Annotated in this window: 27 protein-coding genes; 17 read left to right on the forward strand and 10 right to left on the reverse strand. The window is 61.8% G+C overall.

What is annotated here, in order from left to right:
• The first annotated feature begins 129 nt into the window (after window positions 1-129).
• A complete protein-coding gene (locus ACWTU7_RS19645) occupies window positions 130-387 on the forward strand; it encodes a PepSY domain-containing protein (protein ID WP_065010026.1) in 258 nt (85 codons plus the stop codon).
• Between the two features lie 204 nt (window positions 388-591).
• Window positions 592-1,068 (forward strand): hypothetical protein, encoded by a 477-nt coding sequence (locus ACWTU7_RS19650; protein WP_455839811.1) that lies wholly within the window; start codon window positions 592-594, stop codon window positions 1,066-1,068.
• Between the two features lie 5 nt (window positions 1,069-1,073).
• On the opposite strand, the gene ACWTU7_RS19655 is transcribed toward ACWTU7_RS19650, so the two are convergent.
• The gene (locus ACWTU7_RS19655) at window positions 1,074-2,954 is read right to left on the reverse strand and encodes a L,D-transpeptidase family protein (RefSeq protein ID WP_455839810.1); all 1,881 of its coding nucleotides are present in this window, start codon (window positions 2,952-2,954) and stop codon (window positions 1,074-1,076) included.
• Window positions 2,955-3,166: 212 nt separating this feature from the next.
• Window positions 3,167-3,913 carry a 3-oxoacyl-ACP reductase family protein gene (locus ACWTU7_RS19660; RefSeq protein WP_455839809.1) on the reverse strand — a complete coding sequence of 249 codons (747 nt, stop codon included), beginning with the start codon at window positions 3,911-3,913 and terminating at the stop codon, window positions 3,167-3,169.
• Between the two features lie 99 nt (window positions 3,914-4,012).
• On the opposite strand from ACWTU7_RS19660, the gene ACWTU7_RS19665 reads away from it, so the two are divergent.
• A complete protein-coding gene (locus tag ACWTU7_RS19665) occupies window positions 4,013-4,627 on the forward strand; it encodes a TetR/AcrR family transcriptional regulator (RefSeq protein ID WP_455839808.1) in 615 nt (204 codons plus the stop codon).
• A gap of 52 nt (window positions 4,628-4,679) precedes the next feature.
• Here ACWTU7_RS19665 and ACWTU7_RS19670 read toward each other — a convergent pair whose 3' ends face one another.
• On the reverse strand, window positions 4,680-5,591 hold the full coding sequence (locus tag ACWTU7_RS19670) for an alpha/beta hydrolase (RefSeq protein WP_095520679.1): 912 nt from the start codon (window positions 5,589-5,591) through the stop codon (window positions 4,680-4,682).
• A 48-nt stretch (window positions 5,592-5,639) separates the two neighbouring features.
• On the opposite strand from ACWTU7_RS19670, the gene ACWTU7_RS19675 reads away from it, so the two are divergent.
• Window positions 5,640-6,092, forward strand: coding sequence for a MarR family winged helix-turn-helix transcriptional regulator (locus ACWTU7_RS19675; protein WP_029352506.1), 453 nt, complete (start codon window positions 5,640-5,642; stop codon window positions 6,090-6,092).
• A 72-nt stretch (window positions 6,093-6,164) separates the two neighbouring features.
• Here ACWTU7_RS19675 and ACWTU7_RS19680 read toward each other — a convergent pair whose 3' ends face one another.
• Both ACWTU7_RS19680 and ACWTU7_RS19685 read right to left on the reverse strand, forming a co-directional pair.
• The gene (locus tag ACWTU7_RS19680; protein ID WP_455839807.1) at window positions 6,165-6,776 is read right to left on the reverse strand and encodes a pyridoxamine 5'-phosphate oxidase family protein; all 612 of its coding nucleotides are present in this window, start codon (window positions 6,774-6,776) and stop codon (window positions 6,165-6,167) included.
• A gap of 70 nt (window positions 6,777-6,846) precedes the next feature.
• Complete coding sequence (locus ACWTU7_RS19685; RefSeq protein WP_095520681.1) at window positions 6,847-7,200, reverse strand: gamma-butyrobetaine hydroxylase-like domain-containing protein; 354 nt, start codon at window positions 7,198-7,200, stop codon at window positions 6,847-6,849.
• A gap of 199 nt (window positions 7,201-7,399) precedes the next feature.
• Between ACWTU7_RS19685 and moaA the strand changes: the two genes are divergently transcribed.
• The 12 genes from moaA to ACWTU7_RS19745 all read left to right on the forward strand — a co-directional run bounded on the left by moaA (window position 7,400) and on the right by ACWTU7_RS19745 (window position 16,553).
• Window positions 7,400-8,395 (forward strand): GTP 3',8-cyclase MoaA, encoded by a 996-nt coding sequence (gene moaA / locus ACWTU7_RS19690; protein ID WP_128340838.1) that lies wholly within the window; start codon window positions 7,400-7,402, stop codon window positions 8,393-8,395.
• A 118-nt stretch (window positions 8,396-8,513) separates the two neighbouring features.
• Window positions 8,514-8,870 (forward strand): hypothetical protein, encoded by a 357-nt coding sequence (locus ACWTU7_RS19695; protein WP_455839806.1) that lies wholly within the window; start codon window positions 8,514-8,516, stop codon window positions 8,868-8,870.
• A 124-nt stretch (window positions 8,871-8,994) separates the two neighbouring features.
• On the forward strand, window positions 8,995-9,915 hold the full coding sequence (locus ACWTU7_RS19700) for a DMT family transporter (protein WP_455839805.1): 921 nt from the start codon (window positions 8,995-8,997) through the stop codon (window positions 9,913-9,915).
• Between the two features lie 39 nt (window positions 9,916-9,954).
• Window positions 9,955-10,587: a molybdenum cofactor guanylyltransferase MobA gene (gene mobA, locus ACWTU7_RS19705; protein WP_455839804.1), complete on the forward strand. Its 633-nt coding sequence runs from the start codon at window positions 9,955-9,957 to the stop codon at window positions 10,585-10,587.
• The gene (mobB, locus tag ACWTU7_RS19710) at window positions 10,584-11,093 is read left to right on the forward strand and encodes a molybdopterin-guanine dinucleotide biosynthesis protein B (protein ID WP_455839803.1); all 510 of its coding nucleotides are present in this window, start codon (window positions 10,584-10,586) and stop codon (window positions 11,091-11,093) included. Before mobA ends, mobB begins: the two co-directional genes overlap by 4 nt.
• A gap of 215 nt (window positions 11,094-11,308) precedes the next feature.
• Window positions 11,309-12,091: an ABC transporter substrate-binding protein gene (locus tag ACWTU7_RS19715; RefSeq protein WP_029352520.1), complete on the forward strand. Its 783-nt coding sequence runs from the start codon at window positions 11,309-11,311 to the stop codon at window positions 12,089-12,091.
• 116 nt (window positions 12,092-12,207) lie between these two features.
• A complete protein-coding gene (locus ACWTU7_RS19720) occupies window positions 12,208-12,921 on the forward strand; it encodes an ABC transporter permease (protein WP_455839802.1) in 714 nt (237 codons plus the stop codon).
• Window positions 12,918-13,751 carry an ABC transporter permease gene (locus ACWTU7_RS19725; RefSeq protein ID WP_455839801.1) on the forward strand — a complete coding sequence of 278 codons (834 nt, stop codon included), beginning with the start codon at window positions 12,918-12,920 and terminating at the stop codon, window positions 13,749-13,751. The genes ACWTU7_RS19720 and ACWTU7_RS19725 overlap by 4 nt, the downstream gene beginning before the upstream one ends.
• A gap of 64 nt (window positions 13,752-13,815) precedes the next feature.
• Entirely contained in the window at window positions 13,816-14,685 is an 870-nt protein-coding gene (locus ACWTU7_RS19730; RefSeq protein WP_455839845.1) for an NAD(P)-dependent oxidoreductase, read from the forward strand.
• Between the two features lie 8 nt (window positions 14,686-14,693).
• Complete coding sequence (locus ACWTU7_RS19735) at window positions 14,694-15,395, forward strand: DNA alkylation repair protein (RefSeq protein ID WP_065010013.1); 702 nt, start codon at window positions 14,694-14,696, stop codon at window positions 15,393-15,395.
• Window positions 15,358-15,936, forward strand: a complete 579-nt coding sequence (locus ACWTU7_RS19740) for an N-acetyltransferase family protein (protein ID WP_455839800.1) — start codon at window positions 15,358-15,360, stop codon at window positions 15,934-15,936. The genes ACWTU7_RS19735 and ACWTU7_RS19740 overlap by 38 nt, the downstream gene beginning before the upstream one ends.
• 47 nt (window positions 15,937-15,983) lie before the next feature.
• Complete coding sequence (locus tag ACWTU7_RS19745; RefSeq protein ID WP_455839844.1) at window positions 15,984-16,553, forward strand: DUF3299 domain-containing protein; 570 nt, start codon at window positions 15,984-15,986, stop codon at window positions 16,551-16,553.
• A gap of 11 nt (window positions 16,554-16,564) precedes the next feature.
• On the opposite strand, the gene ACWTU7_RS19750 is transcribed toward ACWTU7_RS19745, so the two are convergent.
• From ACWTU7_RS19750 to ACWTU7_RS19765, 4 genes are all read right to left on the reverse strand, one after another.
• Window positions 16,565-17,056, reverse strand: a complete 492-nt coding sequence (locus ACWTU7_RS19750) for an Lrp/AsnC family transcriptional regulator (protein ID WP_006333679.1) — start codon at window positions 17,054-17,056, stop codon at window positions 16,565-16,567.
• A gap of 62 nt (window positions 17,057-17,118) precedes the next feature.
• Window positions 17,119-17,793 (reverse strand): uracil-DNA glycosylase family protein, encoded by a 675-nt coding sequence (locus ACWTU7_RS19755; protein ID WP_455839843.1) that lies wholly within the window; start codon window positions 17,791-17,793, stop codon window positions 17,119-17,121.
• 17 nt (window positions 17,794-17,810) lie between these two features.
• Window positions 17,811-18,422, reverse strand: coding sequence for a glutathione S-transferase (locus ACWTU7_RS19760; RefSeq protein WP_455839799.1), 612 nt, complete (start codon window positions 18,420-18,422; stop codon window positions 17,811-17,813).
• Window positions 18,423-18,522: 100 nt separating this feature from the next.
• On the reverse strand, window positions 18,523-19,146 hold the full coding sequence (locus ACWTU7_RS19765) for a thermonuclease family protein (RefSeq protein WP_455839798.1): 624 nt from the start codon (window positions 19,144-19,146) through the stop codon (window positions 18,523-18,525).
• 74 nt (window positions 19,147-19,220) lie between these two features.
• On the opposite strand from ACWTU7_RS19765, the gene ACWTU7_RS19770 reads away from it, so the two are divergent.
• Window positions 19,221-20,741, forward strand: coding sequence for a sensor histidine kinase (locus ACWTU7_RS19770; RefSeq protein WP_455839797.1), 1,521 nt, complete (start codon window positions 19,221-19,223; stop codon window positions 20,739-20,741).
• A gap of 4 nt (window positions 20,742-20,745) precedes the next feature.
• Here ACWTU7_RS19770 and ACWTU7_RS19775 read toward each other — a convergent pair whose 3' ends face one another.
• Entirely contained in the window at window positions 20,746-21,741 is a 996-nt protein-coding gene (locus tag ACWTU7_RS19775) for a nicotinate-nucleotide--dimethylbenzimidazole phosphoribosyltransferase (RefSeq protein WP_455839796.1), read from the reverse strand.
• Window positions 21,742-21,900: the final 159 nt, after the last annotated feature.

The raw sequence follows: 21,900 nt of genomic DNA on the forward strand, positions 1-21,900 counted from the left end.
CATCCGATTCCGTTCAGGGGACAACAATGCGGCGCGTCGGCACGGCGCTAGATTGTCACGCCCCTTGCCCAATCCGGAACAAACCTGCATGGCCGCGAGTTTCTACTCCTCGAAGAGTGAGGGAAAGCCATGTCCAGACTTGTTTTGGCGACAGGTGTCGCAGTCCTCCTTCTCGGCGGACCGGCCTTTGCCGCAGACGGCAGCCCGTTGCCGCCGCAGAATGCCAGGAAACTGTCGGAAATAATCGCCAAGGTCGAGCAGCGCGACGACTTTCGCTACGTCGACGAGGTCGGCTGGGACAGCGGCGCCTACACCGTCACCTATTACACGACCGATAAGGCGAAGGTCGAAATCACCTACGATCCGGTGACAGCCGAGCCGAAATAGATCGCGGCCACCCTTCCTCCAGGCGATACGTGCGGCCGGAACAATTCCGGCAACCAGGTTACAGCGCGGCCTGGCGACGACCCCTCGGAAGCGGGCGGCGTGGCTTCACCAACAGCGGGGCCTGCACCTTTTCGGCATCCCCTTGCGCCGATGCGGCTTTGATGGCTGACTGCGGCGTGATCATTGAGCCGCACGGGGGTGGGCATGGCGATGGCAAAGCATGTGGCGAAACGCGTTCTGATGATGCTCGCCGGCTATTTCGTTGCGGTGCTGGTTGGACTGATTGCAGTAGTAACGATCTATGGTGCATTGAGTTCGCTACCTGATGCACCGGCGTATTTCGATTTCATGGGGCTCTCCCCCATCGCGGCGCTGGTCGTGCCACGGCTCGGCATGTTCATCTATTTCCTGACTATCGTACTAACCGGCCTGCAGACGCTGATCTTCGCGCTGATCGCCGAATTGTTTTCGCTGCGCAGTTTTTGGCTGCATATGGCCTTCGGCGCCGCAGCAGCGGCTGCCGGCTTCGTCCTGATCTGGCCGAGCGCGCCGGAAGACCTGAGCCCGGAGCGCTGGGCCGATATCGGCATCATCGCCGCCGCCGGCCTTGCCGCCGGTCTGGTCTACTGGCTGATCGCCGGGCGCGAAGCCGGGTTCCGGCGCCCGCTCTCCCTGCATTAGCGTCCTCAGCTCGCCGGCGAGCGCACCGCTTCCGTGCTGTCGAGTGCCTGCTGCAGCCGCGTGTCGCGGTCGTAGACGTCGCTGAAATATTCGACTTTGCCGGACATGTCCGGCCAGGCGGTGAAATAAGCGACATAGACCTGGATCGTGCGCGTGACCTTTTCGGTCGAATGGCCGTGCTTCAGCTTCTCCGCGACATAGTCGACCGAGGTGCCGAGCACGGCCGCCGCCATGCCGCGCGGATCCTGCAGACGAACGCAGCCATGGCTGAGCGCGCGCATGTCACGCTGGAAAAACGACTTTTGCGGCGTATCGTGCATGTAGATTGCGTGCTTGTTGGGGAACAGGATCTTCAGTTCGCCCAGCGCATTGGCCTCGCTCGGCAGCTGGCGCACGCCATAAGGTATTTTCGCGCCATAGGCGCCCCAGTTGACCGAGGAGGAGGGAATGCGTTTGCCGCGCGCGTTGACCACTTCGTAGCCGGCGCGGTCGAGATAGCCGGGATCCCTGCGCAGCCGGGGCAGCATCTCGTTGACGAGGATCGACTGCGGCACACCCCAATAGGGATGGAAGTCGACCTGCTCAACCTGGTCGTAGAAGAAGGAAGTCTGGTTCGTGGTCTTGCCGATGACGGCGCGGGTCTTCAGCTTCTCCTCGCCATTTTCGATATAGCTCGCCGTAAAGGCCGGCTGGTTGATGAAGACGCGCGGACTGCCGAGATCGGATGGCAACCAGCGCAACTCTTCCAGCGCGACCTGCACCTTTTGAATCTTGTCGGCCTTGGAAATCCCGACCAGCGCTGCGACGGTGCGCGGACCGATGACGCCGTCGCCCTTCATGCCAGCCTTTTTCTGCACCGCCTTGATAACCGGCACCAGTTCCGGATCATAGACCTCGCTGGTGGCGAGCCTGGCCAATGTCTCGCCATAGGCGCCGCCAATCTCGTCGTCGAGATTGCGCGCGATCTTCGCCAGAAGCTTCGGCAGTTCGGGGCTGGTCTGCCCCGGTTTCAGCAACAGCTTGGGGTCAACGACGATCTCGTCTTCGGCGCTGGCCTGAAGTGATTCCAGTTCGACGCGGAGCGCCTGATATTCGGCGTTCTGCGGATGCCGTGATTCGAGATAGGTGCGCACTTGCTGAGTGCGCGCCAGCGTTTTCAGCACGCCTTCCATGTCGAGCGGCTTGGCCGGGAAATCATAGTAGCCGGTGATGCGATTGGGATCGACGCGGCCGCTTTGCGCGTCGTGGACATAGCGCAAGACGCGCGCCGACAGTGCCATCTCAAAGCGGACGAACCCCTTCAGCCGCGCATCGGCGCCGCCGGTCGATGCGCCGGCGGCAGGCACTTCAACCGAATAGTCGGCCGGCGTGAGGCCATAGCTCGTCGCCTCGCCAAGCACCCGCACCGCATCCTGCGCGCGACCGTTTGGGCCGGTCCCGGTCACCCAGATGAAATCCGGATTGGCCGAGTAATAAGCGATCAACGCCTTGGCAATGTCAGGTTCGGCATAGATCTCGTAGTCGCCGAGCCCGGCAATCGCTTCGCGGAAGGCGTCGCTGGTGAGCGACGGTACAAAGGCAGCGTCCTGTGGTGCCACCGGCTGTGGTGCTGCCATCAGTGTCGCAAAATCGACACGCACCAGCCGGTCGGCCTTATAAGTGTAGTAGGACGGGCTGTTGATCCTGGTGCCACCACCAGCGAATTCTTTCGGCTTCGGTCTGTGCTTCGGCGGCGGGGGGAAATCACCTTGGGGCGCGCGCCTGATACCACCGCCGAAAAGCCTCTCGAAAAGCCCTTGCGCGTCCGCCTGCGGCACGCCGAAGGTCAGCATTACCGTTACAACCGCAAGCGGCATCACGGTTGCTTTGTTTCCGAGGAATTTCATGGATCACCCGCTCCGGCTGCAACCGGCTCCCGTTCCGCATCGCTTGACGGTCTCGCCCACCGCACGGCGGGATGTAAGACGCGACCACATCGATTCATACCGATTTCGTTAAGCTTCCATAAATTTCGGCTCTCCTGTTGCAGAACAGTTTCACAACCGTGACAACTAAAGCGAATTGGGTCCGCTCCGGTTCCAGGGAAATAGTGCACGGGTCAGGCGTTGGCGCCGCCGTCGATAGTCAGTGCGGCGCCTGTCACGAAGCGCCCTTCGGGACCTGCCAGCCAGGCGACCATGCCGGCGATTTCTTCAGCCTTGCCGAAGCGGGGCGTCGCCATCTTCTGTCGCTGGTGCTCGGCGTGCGGGCCACTGGCGGGGTTCATATCGGTATCGGTCGAGCCAGGATGAACGACGTTGGCGGTGATGCCGCGCGAACCGAGGTCGCGCGCCAATGCCTTGGTCAAGCCGACCAACGCCGCCTTGCTGGCCGAGTAGGCGCTGAGGCTGGTGTCGGTGACACGCTCCGCCAGATTGCTGCCGATCGAGATGATCCTGCCACCCTCGCCCATGTGCACGGCTGCCGCCTTCGAGGCCACGAACGGGGCTCTGACATTGACCTCCATAGTTTCATCAAAGTCGGCGAGCGCCAATGTGTCGATCGGCGCGACGCGCCAGATACCGGCGCTGTTGACGAGGATGTCGAGCCGCCCGAAAACTCTCACTGCCTCGCTGACCGCCTCTTGGATTGCGGCGGCGTCGCGATTGTCGGCCTTGAGGGCAATGGCGCGACCGCCGGCTGCCTGAATATCCTCGACGACAGCACGGGCCTGCTCCTGACCGGTCACGTAAGTGAGTGCGACGCTGGCGCCGTCGGCCGCGAGCCTTCGCGCAATCGCTGCGCCGATGCCGCGGCTGCCACCGGTGACGAGCGCGACCTTGCCGTTCAACTGTTGCGATGACATTTGTTTCTCCTTTTTTGTAATGGTCGATACATAAATGTCTGCCAGCCTTGCCCGAGCGCGTCAACAGATTTATGTATCAATCAACACAGAAAGGATGCCATGCCCGAACGAGGCCGCCCCCGCACCTTCGATCGAACCGCTGCCTTGCGGCGTGCAATGGAGGTGTTTTGGGCAAAGGGTTACGAGGGCGCATCGATGAGCGAGCTGACCGCTGCGATGGGCATCAACTCGCCCAGCCTCTACGCCGCCTTCGGCAGCAAGGAAGCGCTCTTCCTCGAAGCGGTCGAGCTCTACACGCAGGTCGAAGGCACCGATATCTGGTCCGCACTGGAAAAAGCGCCGACAGCGCGCGAGGCGGTCGAGCGCTTCCTGCGCCAGACGGCCAAGGCCTATTCGCAGACCGATCGTCCGCAAGGCTGCCTGATCGCACTCGGCGCGCTGCACCAGGATTCAAGCCGCGGCGCCATTTGCCATGACCTGCGCCGCCGTCGCGCTGAAAGCCGCGCAGCTTTGCTGAGACGGCTGGAACGTGGCGTGGCGGAAGGCGAATTGCCGGAAAATTTCGACTGCCCCACTGCCGCGACCTTCTATGCGACGGTGCAGCACGGCATGTCGATCCAGGCGCGCGACGGCGCATCGCGCGCCGCCCTTCTTGCGACGGTGACCGGGGCCATGGCGGCGTGGAAGGTCCTGGCTGGCACCGACACGGTGTGACAAATGATGGCGGCCGAACTCGCGTCGGACAGGAAGAAACAAGATATTCAGGTCAATGCAGCAGCGACGGTTCCCGGTGTTCGGCAACGAAACCGATCGCACGCTCGACCACGCCCCTATCGGCGAGAATGCGCCGATGGCCGAGCCCATCGGCCCAGTAAAGCCGCACATGGTCGCCGGCGCCAGCATAGAGCCTTGCATGGTCGGCGGACACTTCGCGGTCGTCCGGCGCATGGATGACCAGCGTTGGCACCGGCGTGCTGGCAAGCTGGCGGTCGCCGACGAATTCGTGCAGCGGCCGGCCAGCGATACGTTCGACCCGGTCGGCCATGGCGGCCTGCGAGCGTCGGCCGACACTGAGCATGCGGCTGAAATCATCGAAGATCGCCGGCAGGGAACTCGGCGCCGCGATCAACACCAGCCGCTCGGCCGCCAGCGGCGGAATGTTCTTGACCGAACCGACGACGGCATTGGCGGCGACGGCACCCCCGAAGGAATGGCCGACGACCGCCACGAACGGGCCGAACCATTCGCCGGTGAGGCGTGCAGCTTCGACAGCGCTGACCAATGTGAGCCGGCGGCCCTGCGATTGGCCATGGCCCGGCAAGTCGAGCGAGACAACCTTGTAACCGGCGTCGCGATACCCTTCGATCAGCGTGCGCATATATTCGGTGCGCGAACGCCAGCCATGGATGACGAGCACCGTGCCGGCGGCCCGCCTGCCCGGCTCGGGCCTGAATTCATGCACCATGACGCACCCGTTTTTGGCCTTCAGCCGATGATGGCGCGCCTCGGCCATGAAGCCGGCGGCACGGTCGACGGCGCGCCGCTCGCCGTCGCTGAGAACCTTGGCGTTCGGCGTGCGGCAGAACAGTTCGAATGCCGCGCGCCCGGTGAGGCGGGGAGCCACGTGTTCGGCAGCGGCAAACACGCCCCGGATGACCTTCAAGCCAAATGATGCCATAGTGGCGATCCATTCCATTCGTTCAAGCATGAACATAATAGTTCAAACATGAACATTAAACAAGAGCTGCCCTGGGACAACCCGCGTTTTCGCAACTGGGTCGCGGTGGCGCGCGCTTGCCATGTGCTGGAGCGCACGCTGGCGGCGAAGCTCGCGCCGCTGGACCTGAAGCCGGCGCAGCTCGACGTGCTGATGAACCTTTACCGCCATCCCGGCATGTCGCAGCACGATCTCGCCCGCCGGCTGCTGGTCGGCCGCTCCAACATCACCATGCTGCTGCCGCAACTCGAGACACGCGGCCTGCTGCGCCGCGAAGGCGATCAGAAAGACAAGCGGGTGCTGCGGCTGACCTTGACCGAAGCCGGCACGGAATTGCTGATGCAGGCGCTGAAGGTCCATATGGCGCTGATCGAGAAAGCGATGAGCCAGTCGACGCCGGAGCAATGCGACATGATCGGCGAGCAGATGCGCAAGATTGCCGACGTCCTCAAGGAAGCGTGACTGGAGCATCGGGCCCAAAAGTGGAAAAATACGATGCTCAAACAAAAGGACGGAGCTCGCGGAACGATCCGCTCACCACATAGACTTTTTCGCGCGCTCCGGCCATTCCTTGTCGTAAGCCTCGCCGTCGATGCCTTTCCGGCTGGTGATTTCCAGGATCTTTCCGGGTGTCGGCAGTGATTTTGGGTCGACATGCCTCGCCGGGTTCCACAGTTCCGACCGAACAATGGCGCGAGCGCACTGGAAATAGACCGAATCGACCTTGATGACCATGACCGAGCGCGCCGGCTTGCCGTCGACGCTGAACGAGGCACAGAGCGCGGCATCCGTGGTGATGTGGGCGCGGCCGTTGACGCGCAGCGTCGTGCCGGAGCCTGGGACCAGGAACAACAGGCCGACGCGCGGATCGCGAATGATGTTTTTTAGCGAATCGGCACGGTTGTTGCCGCGCCGGTCCGGCATCATCAGGGTTTTCGGATCATGGATGCGAACGAAGCCGGCGAGATCGCCGCGCGGCGAGCAATCCAGCCCTTCCGGCCCGCTGGTCGCGAGCGCGGCAAAAGGCGAGGCCTCGATGAAGGCGGCGTACTCGGGAATCACATGGTCGAGTTCCTTGACCAGCGAGGTCTCGCCGGGCAGGCCATAGAGCGCTTCGAGCTGTTCGACCGTGGTTATGATGGACATTCTTGCCTCCGGATAGTCCAGCCGCCGTTACTCCCGATCCATGATGTTCTGACGACAGGATGGCCGCCAGCTAACGATCGCGGCTGAGGCCCTTTTCCGCCAGCTCGGCTAAGTAGGCATTCCAGCGGGCCTCCTGCTCATGACCCAGCGTATGCAGGTAATTCCAGGTGAAGATGCCGGTATCGTGGAAATCGTCGAAGGTGATGCGGACGGCATAGTTGCCGACTGGTTCGATCTTCAGGATCGCAACGTTGCGCTTGCCGGGAACGGTCACACGCTGTTCGGGCGAATGGCCCTGCACTTCGGCCGATGGCGAGGCAACGCGCAGAAACTCCGCCGGCAACTCAAACGGCTGATGGTCAGGGAACGTCACGGTAAGCAGCCTGCGGTCCTTCGAGACCCTCAGTTCCTTCGGCGCCGTCATGGTGATAGGTCCCGCATCATCTGTCCTTTCCCTACGCCGCTTCGCGCAGCGGGAAAAGGCCGCTTCGAAACTTCCGACACAATCTGTCGGTGGCGCGATGTGACCTAGGATCGAAACTTCTTATCTTGAATGGCAGGTTGGATCGTATCACATAGCCATATATAACGATGCCGTTCGCAGCCACGGGAAACGCACTAGCATGGACATGATCGATCCTTTTGGTCGCACGATCAGCTATCTCAGGGTGTCGGTCACCGACCGCTGCGACTTCCGCTGCACCTATTGCATGGCCGAGGACATGGCGTTCCTTCCAAAGAAGGATCTGCTGTCGCTGGAAGAGCTCGACCGGCTGTGCACGGTTTTCATCGAAAAGGGTGTCAGGAAACTGCGTCTTACCGGCGGCGAGCCGCTGGTGCGCAAGAACATCATGCATCTGGTGCGTCAGATTTCGCGTCATCTCGAAAGCGGCGCTCTGGAAGAACTGACGCTGACCACCAACGGCTCGCAGCTTTCGCGCTTTGCCGCTGAACTCGCCGATTGCGGGGTCAAGCGGATCAACGTCTCACTGGACACGCTGGACCCGGAAAAATTCCGCCAGATTACCCGCTGGGGCAATCTCGACAAGGTCATGGAGGGCATCGACGCTGCGCAGGCAGCGGGGCTGAAGGTAAAGCTCAATGCGGTGGCGCTGAAGGATTTCAACGACGCCGAGCTGCCGGAGATGCTGCGCTGGGCGCATGGCCGCGGCATGGAGTTGACGGTCATCGAAACCATGCCAATGGGCGAGATCGACGCCGACCGTACCGACCAGTATCTGCCGCTGTCGCTGCTGCGTGCAGCGCTGGAGCGGCAGTTCACGCTGTCCGACATCCCCTACAAGACCGGTGGTCCGGCCCGCTACGTCCATGTCGCCGAGACCGGTGGCAGGCTCGGCTTCATCACGCCGATGACGCATAATTTCTGCGAAAGCTGCAACCGCGTCCGGCTGACCTGCACCGGCACGCTCTATATGTGCCTCGGCCAGGAGGACGCCGCCGATCTGCGTGCACCTTTGCGTGCATCCGAAGGCAATGAACTGGTCGCCGACGCCATCGATGAAGCTATTGGCCGCAAGCCGAAGGGCCATGATTTCATCATCGACCGCCGGACCAACCGCCCGTCGGTGTCGCGGCACATGAGCGTCACCGGCGGCTGATCTTCTCGATCACACCCAGAAAAAGTCTGGTCCGCAACCGGTTGCCGATTTACTGGCGAAACGTTCCAGCCTAGCCTCCTGCTCGGGAGCGGATCCTCGCTCGGTGGGGGAGTACAACATGCGCAAATTCAGTCTTTTTCTTGCATTGCTTGGGCTCGCGGCCGTGCCCGCGGCCGCCCAGTCGATCGGCGGCACCTATACCGTCGCCGGCACCAATTTTGACGGATCGTCCTATGGCGGCGAGGCAACCATCACGCTGACCAGCGAGACGACCTGCGAAATCCACTGGGAGACAGGCGGCTCGTCCTCGGACGGCATCTGCATGCGAAACGACGATGCCTTCTCGGCAGGCTATGTCATGGGCAAGGCGGTCGGCCTTGTCGTCTATAAGGTACAGGAGGACGGCTCGCTGCATGGCCTGTGGACGATTGCCGGCAAGGAAGGCAATGGCACCGAAATGCTGACGCCAAACTAAGTTCTGCTGTCCTGGAACATCAGACATCGCTGGCCACGCGAAAGGCTGTGGCCCAGCCTTTTGACGTTGCTGTCTTATGACCGGCTGCTAAAGGCTTGATGCAAAAGCGCAACCGGTAAAGCCTTTGCTTCTTTCCCCAAATCTTCGCGGCGCGCTGTTCATGGTGGTGGCCATGATCGGTTTCACCCTCAACGACGCGATCACCAAAGTCTCGTCGGAATCCATGAACATGGCGCAGGTCATGCTGATCCGCGGCGCCTTCGCTTCGCTTTTCGTAGGCCTGCTTGCCTGGCAACGCGGTGCGCTTGCCCTGCCCGGCTCGATGCTGCAGCCGATGGTTGCGGTGCGCGTCGCCGGCGAAGCCGGCGCTACTGTGTCGTTCCTGGTTGCTTTGGCGCATCTGCCGATCGCCAACGTCTCGGCCGTGCTGCAGGCGCTGCCGCTGGCGGTGACGATGGGCGCAGCACTTGTGTTCAACGAAGGCGTCGGCTGGCGGCGCTGGCTGGCCATCGCCATCGGCTTTGCCGGGGTGCTGATTATCGTGCGGCCCGGCTTCGAGGGATTCAGTGTCTATTCGCTGCTGGCGCTGGCCTGTGTCGCCTGTTGTGCGGTGCGTGACCTCGCCACCAAGCGGATACCGCAAGCCATTCCGACATTGCTGGTGTCGACCGCCACGGCACTTGCCATGACAGTGCTCGGCGCGGCGCTGCTTTCGCCAATGGGTGGGTGGACACCGATGACGGGAGAAAGCACGGCGTTGCTGGCATTGGCGGCAGTGCTCGTGGTCATCGGTTACCAGTTCATCATCATGGCGATGCGGGAGGGCGACATCTCGTTCATCGCGCCATTCCGCTACACAGCCCTGCTCTGGTCGATCCTGCTTGGCCTGTTCATCTTCGGCGACGTCCCCGACCTGCCGATGATCTTCGGCGCCGGCGTCATTGTCGGTTCCGGCCTCTACGCTCTCTACCGCGAACGGATCGTCGGCCGGCGAAAGACAGCCGCCGAAAGCGCTGGACCCGACATGGCGCCTGACGGCATATAGCTTGCCGATCGCGGCGAGTGACCGCATGGACGAAAGACGATGACTAAAGACATTGCCGGCGTCATTCTGGCCGGTGGTCAGTCGCGGCGGATGGGCGGCGGCGACAAGGGCCTGCTTGCGCTCGGCGGCGGCAGCCTGCTGGACCATGTCGTTGCGCGCTTTGCTGCGCAGGTCGGTCCGCTGGGGCTCAGCGCCAATGGCGACCCGGCACGGTTTGCCGGGGTTGCGCTTCCGGTGGTTGCCGATACGGTGAAAGGGTTCGCCGGACCGCTCGCCGGGATCCTGACCGGCCTCGAATGGGCTGCCGCGAACACGGCCTGTGAGGCAGTTGTCACGGCTGCGGGCGATACACCGTTCCTGCCCGAAAATCTGGTCGAGCGGCTGGCCGCGGCAGTCGACGAACGTCCCGGCGCGATCGCCGTCGCCTGTTCCGGCGGCAAACGGCATCCGACATTCGTGCTCTGGCCGCTGGCGCTCCACGACGCCTTGAGGCGTTTTCCGGTCGATGAAGATGTCAGGCGGGTTTCCGCTTCCATCGACCGGCATGACTTTGTCGATGTGGAATTCCCGATGCTGATCTCGGGAGGCCATCTGCACGACCCTTTCTTCAACATCAACACGTCAGACGACCTTGCCCGGGCCGAACGTCTGTTGCAGAGCATGAAGCCATGATGAGACGCGTCTTCGGTATCACCGGCTGGAAGAATTCCGGCAAGACGACACTGACCGAAAAGCTGGTCGCCGAACTCGTTCGGCGTGGCTGGAAAGTCTCGACGGTGAAACACGCCCATCATGATTTCGACATCGATAGACCGGGGGCGGACAGTTTTCGCCACCGGCAGGCCGGAGCCACTGAAGTCGCCATCGTGTCTGACAGGCGCTGGGCGCTGATGCACGAATTGCGCGGCGAGGACGAGCCGACGCTTGAGGCGATCCTGTCGCGGCTCGGCACCTCCGACATCGTTCTGGTCGAAGGCTACAAGCGCGAGGCGCACAGCAAGATCGAAACGCGGCGGCTGGAGACTAAGGACCGGGCACCGCTTTCGGCACATGATCCGCATATCATCGCCATCGCAGCCGACTTCGCCATAGCGCACGAAAGCGTGCCTGTCTTCGATCTCGACGACACGAAATCGATAGCCGACTTCATCGAGCGCGCGACAGGTTTGACGCGCTGAGGGTCTGCCGAAGGAGCATTCGGCCGCCCCCTATTTCCTCGTTGGTATGCCTGCCCCAACGTCAGCATTGTCTGGGAATGCGAAACCCCGCAAGCAACGGTTTTACAGTTGCTTTTTCTTGGGAAAGAATGGGAGTATCGCGTCAGCGGGCGGTCAAAAGAACCGCCCACAGAGCCGTTTGGAACGACGGCCGGGAACATACAGAGAGGACCATCATGCGTACTGCACTGCGAATAGCGCTCGCCGCATCGGCCGCGCTGCTGACATTGGGCGTTGCCCAGGCTCAGGAGAAAACTTTGAGGATCGGCACCGAGGGCGCCTATCCGCCGTTCAACAACCTGACCGCTGATGGCCAGCTCGTGGGCTTCGATATCGATATCGCCAAGGCACTTTGCGACGAGATGAAGGTGAAGTGCACTTTCGTCGCGCAGGACTGGGACGGCATCATCCCGGCGCTTCAGGCCGGCAAGTTCGACGCCATCGTCGCCTCGATGTCGATCACGCCGGAGCGTGCCGAGAAGGTCGACTTCACCAACAAATACTACAACACGCCGCCGGCGATCGCCGCGCCCAAGGACAGCGACATCAAGGGCGTGACTAAGGAGGACCTGGCCGGCAAGACGATCGGCGTGCAGGCGTCCACCACCCACTTCAATTATTCAACCAAGGTTTATACCGATAGTACAATCAAGCCGTACCCGACCGCGCAGGAATACCAGCTCGATCTCGCTAATGGCCGCGTTGATGCGGTCAACGACGATATCACTGTTCTCGAAGGCTGGCTTGCCACGCCGGACGGCGCCTGCTGCAAGCTGATCGGTGCGATCACGCCCGATATCGAGATCCATGGTCCGGGCGCCGGCATCGCGGTACGCAAGGGCGATACCGAGTTGGTCAATCAGTTCAATAAGGCGATCGACGCCATCCGCGCCAACGGAAAGTACAAGGAAATCAACGACAAGTACTTCAAGTACGATGTCTACGGCGGCGAGTCCTAATCCTTCCGGATTGACAGCGAACGGCGGGACATTCCCGCCGTTCGCACAAGGAGCGGCGCAGGAGGAGTGACGCCGCGCTGCTCTCAAAGAACCGATAGAGGAGAACAGGCAGGCGGATGCAAAGCGTTTGGACGCTGCTCAGTTGGGGACCCGAGGGCTGGCTCGACGATATTGCCTACGGCATTTTCATCACCGTTTCGCTTGCTGCCGCGACCCTGCCTGTCGGTCTGATGATCGGCTTTCTGGTCGCACTGGCCAAGCAATCCAATGAGCCGTCGCTGCGGCTGGCCGGCAATATCTACACCACGATCTTTCGTGGATTGCCCGAGCTGCTGACCTTGTTCATGATCTTTTACGGCGCGCAAATCGGCATCCAGCAGTTGATGCGCCTGTATAACCCGACCGCTGCGGTCGAAGTGAACGCATTTGTTTCCGGCATGATCGCGCTCGGCGTCGTCTTCTCGTCCTACGCCAGCGAGGTCTTCCTCTCCGCGTTCCGCGCCATCCCGAAGGGACAGTATGAGGGCGGCTATTCGGTTGGCCTGTCGGGCTGGCAGACGATGCGACTGGTGGTGCTGCCGCAGCTTATTCGTATTGCCCTGCCGGGCCTTGCCAATCTGTGGCTCATCCTGCTCAAGGATACAGCGCTGGTTTCCGCCATCGGTCTTGCCGACATATTGCGGCAAGCCGGCGTCGCCGCCCGCGTCACCAAGCACGCATTCCTCTTTTTTGGGGTCGCTGCTCTTATCTATCTGCTCCTCGCCATCATCTCGTCCTTCGGCATCAATGCCATTGAACGCAGGGTTGGTCGACAACAGGTGCAGCGATGAGCGCGGCAGCAACCGACGTGGCGACCAAGGTCGAAAAACCGCCAGCAATACCGCGCGGCTGGTCCCGGCAACGTGTATTGGGATATGCGTTGGTCGGTCTCTGGATCGTGCTCGGCATCGGCATGATTGTATACTTGGTCGAGGCTTGGAATTCCGAACTCTTCCAAAAATACGCCCCGGGCTACATCTCTGGCCTGGGCGTGACTCTCACGCTTGTCGCTGTGTCGATCGTGTTGGGAGCCGTCCTTTCAGTTCCTGTCGCCTACGCGCGGATGTCCAGGAACCGGATCCTGTCCAGCTTTGCCTACGCTTATGTCTACTTCTTCCGCGGCACTCCGCTTTTGACCCAAGTTTTTCTTATCTACTATGGAGTGGGTTCGTTTCGACCGGCACTTGAAGCTGTAGGCTTGTGGGGCTTCTTTCGCGAAGCCTGGTACTGCGCCATTTTCTCGTTCACCCTCAATACGGCAGCCTATCAGGCTGAGATCCTGCGCGGCGCAATCGAGAGCGTCCCCAGGGGTCAGTGGGAAGGCGCTGCCTCGCTTGGCCTGCACAAACTGCAAACACTGCGCAAGATCATCCTGCCACAGGCGCTGATCGTGGCGCTGCGTCCCTATGGCAATGAGATCATCCTGATGATCAAAGGCTCCGCCATCGTGGCCCTCATCACCGTCTATGATCTGATGGGCATTACGAAGCTCACCTATTCGCGCACTTTCGACTTCCAGTCCTATCTCTGGGCGGCGATCATCTATCTGATCATTGTCGAGATACTCCGCCACGCGGTCGAGTGGGTAGAACGGCGTATTACCATACATCTGCACCGCTGACTCCCATAGCTTTGCCTGATCCGCTAAGAAGGCCGGAAAACACGGCTTGAAGGGATTCGAAAATATGGCATCGGTGGCATTTCTCGGGCTTGGCGTCATGGGCTATCCAATGGCCGGACATCTCAGGAACAAGGGCGGCCACGACGTCACCGTCTACAACCGCACCAAGGCAAAGGCCGAGCAATGGGTTGCCAAGCATGGCGGGAGTGCCGCCAACACGCCGGCAGAAGCGGCCGACGGCAAGGACTTTGTCTTTTCCTGTGTTGGCAATGACGACGATCTGCGCGCTGTGACGATTGGAGCCGAGGGTGCATTCCAGACGATGGAGAAGGGAGCCATCTTCATCGACAACACCACGGCCTCCGCTGAAGTCGCGCGCGAACTGGCCGAGAAGGCGGTATTGGGCGGTTTCTCGTTCCTCGACGCACCAGTCTCCGGCGGTCAGGCCGGCGCCGAAAATGGCGTGCTGACGGTCATGGTGGGCGGCGAACAGAAAGCTTTCGAACAGGCGAAGCTTGTCATCGATGCCTATGCCCGTATGGTCGGGCTGATGGGCCCGGCCGGCTCGGGCCAGCTCACCAAGATGATCAACCAAATCTGCATCGCCGGTCTTGTCCAAGGGCTGGCCGAAGGCATCCATTTCGGCAAGAAGGCCGGGCTCGACATCGAGAAAGTCATCGAGGTGATCTCGAAGGGAGCGGCCGGCTCATGGCAGATGGAGAACCGCCACAAGACGATGAATGCCGGCAAATATGATTTCGGCTTCGCTGTCGACTGGATGCGCAAGGACCTCGGCATCTGCCTGGCGGAGGCCGACCGCAATGGCGCCAAGCTGCCGGTGACGGCACTTGTCGACCAATTCTACAAGGATGTGCAGGGGATGGGCGGCAAACGCTGGGACACGTCCTCTTTGCTGGCGCGATTGGAAAAGTAGGTATTGTCGTGGCCGAGCTGTCGCCTCAAGCCAGCGCCGAGGAAATTGTCGACCACCTGCGCTCGGTCGGCTCGGAGGAGAACCGCCTTGGCATGCTGCGCTACGGCATCAAGATCGAACGTGCGCTCGGTATCTCGCATGGCGTGCAGCGGCAGATTGCCAAGAAAATCAAGCGCAACCATGAGCGTGCCTTCGAGCTATGGCAGACAGGCATCGTGGAAGCGCAGTTCATCGCTTCCGTCACGGCCGATCCGAAGCGGTTCACTGCCGCGGATGCAAGACGATGGGCGGCGACTTTCGACTCATGGGATATCGTCGACGGCGTCTCCGATCTCTTTGTCGATACTGATTGCTGGAGGGAACTGATCGCCGAATTCGCAGTCGACGAACGGGAATTCGTTCGACGCACGGCTTTTGCCATGATGGCCTGGTCGGTGGTCCACCGGAAGAATGAACCAGAGGCGACCTTTCTCGACTTCCTGTCGATCATCGAAGTGCACGCCACCGACGGCCGCAATTTTGTGAAGAAGGCGGTGAACTGGGCGCTTCGTTCGATCGGCAAGCGATCGATGAATTTGCACGGCGCTGCCCTTGCCCTGGCACAAAAGCTGGCTGTTTCGACCGACAAGACGGCGCGCTGGATCGGCAAGGATGCTGCAAGGGAACTTTCCGATGCCAAAACGCTCGAGCGGCTCGCCAGGAAAGGCTGATTGGGGCGAAATCCACTTTACTGAGGTGACGCGATCGACGCGCGCCGATTTCGAAAATCTGTTCGAACAGGCGGGCGGCCCGAAATATTGCTGGTGCATGGCCTGGCGCAATCTCGATAACCGTGAGCACCTGGGCAACGATGAGAGGAAACGCGCCATGATGGCGCTCATCGCGGCCGGCACACCGGTCGGCATTGTCGCTCATGCGGAAGGCAAGACAATAGGCTGGTGCTCGGTGGCGCCGCGCGAGACCTACCGCAAGGTGTCGCCGCAACAGGACGACAGCGAGGCGGGCGTCTGGTCGATCGTCTGCTTCTATGTGCCGAGGGCATTGCGCAGCCGCGGGCTGGCAACCGCACTGCTCGACGCGGCCATCGATCACGCCTTCGCCAAAGGCGCCAGGACGATCGAGGCCTATCCGGTCGACCAGGCATCGCCGAGTTACCGTTTCATGGGCTTCCGAAACATGTTCGTGGCCCGCGGATTCCACGAGATCGGCATGGCCGGCTCGCGCCGGCATGTGATGCGGCTCGAACGTTGACGCTGTCGGCGACGGCAGCTTTACTCCTGTCAAATGGAGAGCACACGATGAGCAATCGTCTCAAATCGACAGCGGCGCTGGCGGCCGTGCTGATTTCCATCGCGGCGGGCAGCGCTTCCGCCGAAACCGCGCGGATATTCTGGAAGGATCTGCGTCCGGCGACCCAGCCCGCTGCCGAAAGTGTCGGTTTGCCGATGATCGCGGCAAAAATGCCTGATCATGGCGAGACGCTGTCTCTCAATCTGCGGGACAAGACCGTCCAACTGGCGGGGTACGCGCTGCCGGTCGATCGCGAGGGCGATCTCGTCTACCAGTTCCTGCTGGTACCGTGGACGGGTGCGTGCAGCCACATGCCGACGCCGCCGCCCAATCAGATCGTCCTCGTCACGCCTGCGCATCCCTACAGGATGTCGGAGGCTTACCAGCCGGTTTCCGTGACCGGTGCCCTGAAGCCGGGCATGGAGAAAAGTCAGCTCTTCATTCTCGACGGCGCGAGCGTCATCCAGTCGGGCTACGCGCTGCGCAAGGCGGAAGTGGTGGATATCGATGTGGTGCCGGACACCATCACGCAGCCGGCAAACTCGCCGTGGCATTTTCTCAACAAAAAGAAGAACTAAGCAAAAAATCCTCAGGCAGCGTTGGCGCCCGATTCCTTGTCCAGCACCATGTAGTCCAGCGGCATTTCGGTCGTGTACTTGATCTGCTCCATGGCAAACGACGACGAGACATCACGGATCTCGATCTTGGCGATCAGCCGCTTGTAGAAGGCGTCGTAAGCAGCGATGTCGGGCACCACCACGCGCAAGAGATAGTCGACGTCGCCGCTCATGCGGTAGAACTCGACCACTTCCGGAAATTCCTGGATGACCTCCGAAAAGCGCCGCAGCCATTCATGGCTGTGCGAATTGGTGCGGATCGACACGAATACGGTGACGCGCACATTGACCTTTTCATGATCGAGGATGGCGACGCGCCGCTTGATGACGCCCTCCTCCTCGAGCTTCTGGATGCGACGCCAGCACGGCGTGGTCGACAGGCCGACTTTCTTGGCGACATCGGCGACCGCGAGCGTCGCGTCCTCCTGCAAGAGACGGAGGATTTTTCTATCAAGGCGGTCCATTTGGTGCTCCCACGGGGATAGACTAGGAATAGATTGGCTATAGTCCTTCTTATTATGGCCATTCACAAGAAAGAATTTCTGCCAAATGGCACAAAAGCAAGTGATTTCTTGCTCACACCTCGGCCGAGGCGATAGCGGATTTCCGATCTCAGAAACGGCAGCAAATCCATTTCAAACCACGGATTGCGCTTCAACCAGCCGGTGTTGCGCCACGACGGATGCGGCAGCGGCAGCACTTTCGGGTTGCTGGGCGCACTCCAGATGGTGCGCCAATCCATCACCGTCTCCGTCAGCGAGGGCCGGCGCGCGGCGCCCATGTGCCAGGATTGCGCATAGCTGCCAATCGTCAGCACCAGGTCGATGCGCGGCATCAGTGCCATCAGCGGCGTACGCCAGGCCGGTGCACATTCGCGGCGCGGCGGCAGGTCGCCGCCCTTGGCATCCTGACCGGGAAAGCAAAAGCCCATCGGCACGATGGCGAATTTTGTCGTGTCGTAGAATTCTTCGTTGCTGACGCCCAGCCAGTTCCGCAACCGATCGCCGGAGGCGTCGGTGAACGGCATGCCTGACACATGCACCTTGGTGCCCGGTGCCTGGCTGGCAATCAGGATACGGGCGCTCGACGACGGCCGGAGCACCGGGCGCGGCTCGTGCTGCAACGGCCGGCCGATCGGATTTTCGACGCAGATGCGGCAGGCGCGAACCCTCGCCGTGAAGCACTCCAGATCATCGCGCATCAAATCCACGACCGATTCTAGGCCGCCGCGCTCGGCCGGCTTGAGATCGCCTGATGCCATCTCAGCACGTTGCCGCAGTCTTCCGGCACCTTGATGCGCGCCGGCTTCATGAAGTCGATGGCGATCAGCCCGGTGATGTCGGCAATGGAGTAGGCATCGCCGGCGACGAATTCCCGTTGCGCCAGTTCGCCGTCGAGCAGCCTCAGGAACTCGACAGCCTTAGGTTTGTTGGCCTCGCCCCATTCGGGAATTTGCGGAACCTCCCATTCCCTCATTGCTGGATGGATGTGCCGGAACGCCGCGGCGACGCAACTGAGCAGGTTGAGCTCCATGCGTCTTTGCCACATCTCGACTAGCGCCTTGCCGAGCGCGCCGCGGCCGAACAACGCCGGTTCCGGGTGCAGCTCCTCGAAATAGCGGCAGATGGCGACGGATTCGGTGATGACGGTGCCGTCGTCGAGTTCGAGCACCGGCAGGCGCTGCAGCGGGTTGCGGGAACTGACCGGCTGCTTTCTGTGCTCCAGCGCGCCCATATCGACGGGCACCAGAGGAACCTCAAGCCCCTTTTCGGCAAGGAAGACGCGAACCCGCCGTGGATTGGGCGCCCGGCCGCCGTCGAAGAGTTTCATTCCATTTCTCCTATCGGATCGGCCCAAAAACGGGATCGATTTCCGGAAAGCACGATGCGAATCTGATCAGGTCTGATGCGACAAACTATAGGGTTGACCATCACCGGAAGCGAAAAATTTCTCGCAAGGCATCGCCAATCGAAGCCAAACGACCGTGCTTTCTTTCGACCACTTCGTGATCGCGGCTCTCGCGCCAATCGTGCGGCTCGTCGAAAGTACCGGCCCAGATGCCGGCCTTGCCGGAGCGGGCAGCGGCTTCCTCAGTTTCGAAATCCCCATAGGCAACCGCCCAGCCGGCCTCGACCTGGGCGCGGTTGAGATCCTTGCCGCCGGCGTTGCAGTCGCCGAGCAGCCGGCCGTAGCGGTCGCGCTGCCAGCCGGTGCAGGAGACGGATTTGTCTGATATCAGGTGTACCAGCGACTGCCGCGCCAGCTTGCCACAGGGATAGTCGGCGCCGTCCTTGCGGCAGATTTGCGAATATTCGGGCGCATCAATGCCGCGCATGCGGATGCGCTCGGTGCCGAGCGTGATCGTATCGCCGTCATTGACGACGGCGGCCCCCTCGGTCTTGCGGGTCTCGATCCGATCAAGCCGCGCCGCCAGCAGGATCAGCAGACCGAGGACAAGCACGGCCAGTGCGTAGTCCGCCAGCCGGCGCCAAAGGCTTCGCGGCCGCGGCGGGACGTATCGCTGTCCCGGCCGCCGCGACCACGAACGGCTCATATGGCAAACCGTTGGTTAATCATTCGAACGTAGCTTAACAATTGAAACCGCTGCCCGCATAAATTGAAGTCTCCATGCCCTTGCAACGCTCGACCACAGCGGACAAGTTTATTGTGGACCGCCGGAAACCCCATCGCAACAGCGATGTGGCGCGTGCGGTGCGCAAGACGCGCGACCGTCTTTCGCAGCAGGTCGGAAATCCTGATTTCGACCGCGAGCTTTTGAAACTCCACGCCCGTTCGATGTTAGGCGGCGCGATCATCGTTCCGCTTCTCGTCCTGGCGGCCGCCGCGACGGGTCTGTTTGCTGGAGTGGGTAAGGAAATTGGCGTCTGGGCCCTTTTTACACTCATCTGCTACACGATCGTCGTGTTCATGGCGAGGCGCGTCGACCGAACGGAAGCTGCCGAACTCAACCCGCTGCAAACGCACGGTGATTTCCTGATAGGCCATTTCCTTTGCGGCCTGGGCTGGGCCTGGTTCGCCTGGCTCGGTTGCGATGCTTGCCAGGTCGAGCAGTTTCAGCTGATCAAGGCGGTGGTGCTGCTGCTGGCCATGGCGGCGACCGCGATCACGGCGTCATCGCTGCGCGGTGCGTTGCTGGCGACCTTCGCCGTTCCGGTGGCAGCCTATGCCTATGCCGGCGCTAGCCAGTGGATGCCGGCAGAACTGATCATGGCCGGGTTGCTGATCGTCTCGCTGCCCTTCTTCGCCTATGTGGCGCGCCAGCTCAATCGCTCGTCCTTGATGTTGCTCTCGTTCCGCTCCGAAAAGGATGCGCTGATCGCCGAATTGGACACCGCGAAATCGATGTCGGACGAAGCGCGGCGACGGGCGGAGGACGCCAATCTGGCAAAGTCGCGGTTTTTGGCCTCGATGAGCCACGAGTTGCGGACGCCGCTCAACGCCATTCTCGGGTTCTCCGAGGTGATGGCGAACGAGGTGCTCGGCCCGATGAGCAACCCGACCTATCGCGACTATGCTCGCGACGTCCACGACTCTGGCCAGCATCTGCTCGACCTGATCAACGAAATCCTCGACCTGTCGCGCATCGAAGCCGGCCGCTATCAGCTCAATGAAGAGCCGATGATGCTGCTTTCCGTCGTGGAGGATTGCTGTCACATGATGGAGCTGAAGGCGCGCAACAAGGACATCCGTATCGTCCAGGATTTCGAAAGCGCCTTGCCGCGCCTGTTCGCCGACGAACGCGCGGTGCGACAAATCGCGCTCAATCTTCTGTCGAACGCCATCAAGTTCACCGGGACTGGCGGCGAGATCCGCGTGCGCGTCGGCTGGACGGCGGGCGGCGGCCAATACCTTTCCGTCAAAGACAATGGGCCTGGCATACCGGAAGACGAGATTCCGGTCGTGCTGTCCGCCTTCGGTCAGGGCTCCATCGCTATCAAGAGCGCCGAACAAGGCACCGGGCTTGGCCTGCCGATCGTCCAAAGCCTGCTCGCCATGCATGGCGGCGAGTTCGAACTCCATTCCAAACTGCGCGAAGGCACCGAGGCGATCGCCATCTTCCCGTTGAGCCGGGTTATGGAGGAATTGCCGGCGCTGCCGACCAAAGCCGTTGCTGCGCGCCGGCGATAGACGCTTAGCGAACCGCCGCCGCCATGCCCGAACTGGTGAGCGCAGCGGCTTTGACCAGGCCCGCAGCAAGTGCCGCCCCTGCCCCCTCGCCGTGGCTCACGCCGAGATCAAGCAGCGGGCGCAAGCCGAGTCGCTCGGCGGCCCGAGCATGCGCAGGCTCTGGCGACAGGCTGGCAAGAAGGCAATGGTCGAGCGCCGCGGGGTTGGCAGCATGCAGCGTCGCGGCGGCGGCGGTCGCCACCAATCCATCGAGCAGTACGGGTATCTTCTGCATCCGGGCGGCGAGGATGGCGCCGGCAATCGCTGCGAACTCACGGCCGCCAACCCGGCGCAACGCTTCCAGCGGATTCCTGAGACTTGTGCCGTGGAAGGCTCGCGCGGCATCGACCACTTCCGCCTTGCGCGCCCGCATCGATGCATCGGCGCCCGATCCGGATCCGACCCAATCGGCGCCCTCGCCGCCAAACAGTGCGGCAAACAAAGTCGCTGCAACAGTGGAATTGCCGACGCCGAGGTCGCCAAGGCAAAGCAGATCGGTGCCGCCGGCGATCGCCTCCATACCGAAGGCCATGGTGGCTGCGCAGCCGCGCTCGTCAAGCGCTGCGTCCTCGGTGATGTCGGCGGTCGGAATGTGCAGCGCTAGATCGAACACTTTCAGCCCGAGATCGTTGGCGATGCAGATCTGGTTGACCGCAGCACCGCCCGCCGCGCAAAGCTCGACGGCGTTCGCCGTGGCAGCGACAGGCCGCGGCGAAATGCCGTGCCGGGCGACGCCATGATTGCCGGCGAAGATCGCCACCAGGGGACGGTTCACCGCCGGCGGCGCACGGCCGCTCCAGGCGGCGAGCCACGCGGCGATGTCCTCGATGCGGCCGAGCGAACCTTTGGGTTTGTCTGCCTTGGCAAACAGCGCACGGACGCGAGCTTCGGCCGCCGTGTCGGCCGGCAGCAGGGTCGCCAGAAGATTGCGAAAATCGTCGAAGGGCAGCGCGCTGGTCATGTCGTTGGTGATCGTTCCCAGAGTTGGCGAGCGGCATAGCCGCCTTGCTCGGCCGGCACAACTGCCTGCGTTGACGCGAAAGCGGTTGCCGGCGGCGCTTTCCGGAGGGCTTGCATTGGCCTTGCCGTTACACCATGTGGAAGCGAGACAAGGGATTCC

The sequence above is a fragment of the Mesorhizobium sp. BHscii genome (assembly GCF_053848065.1).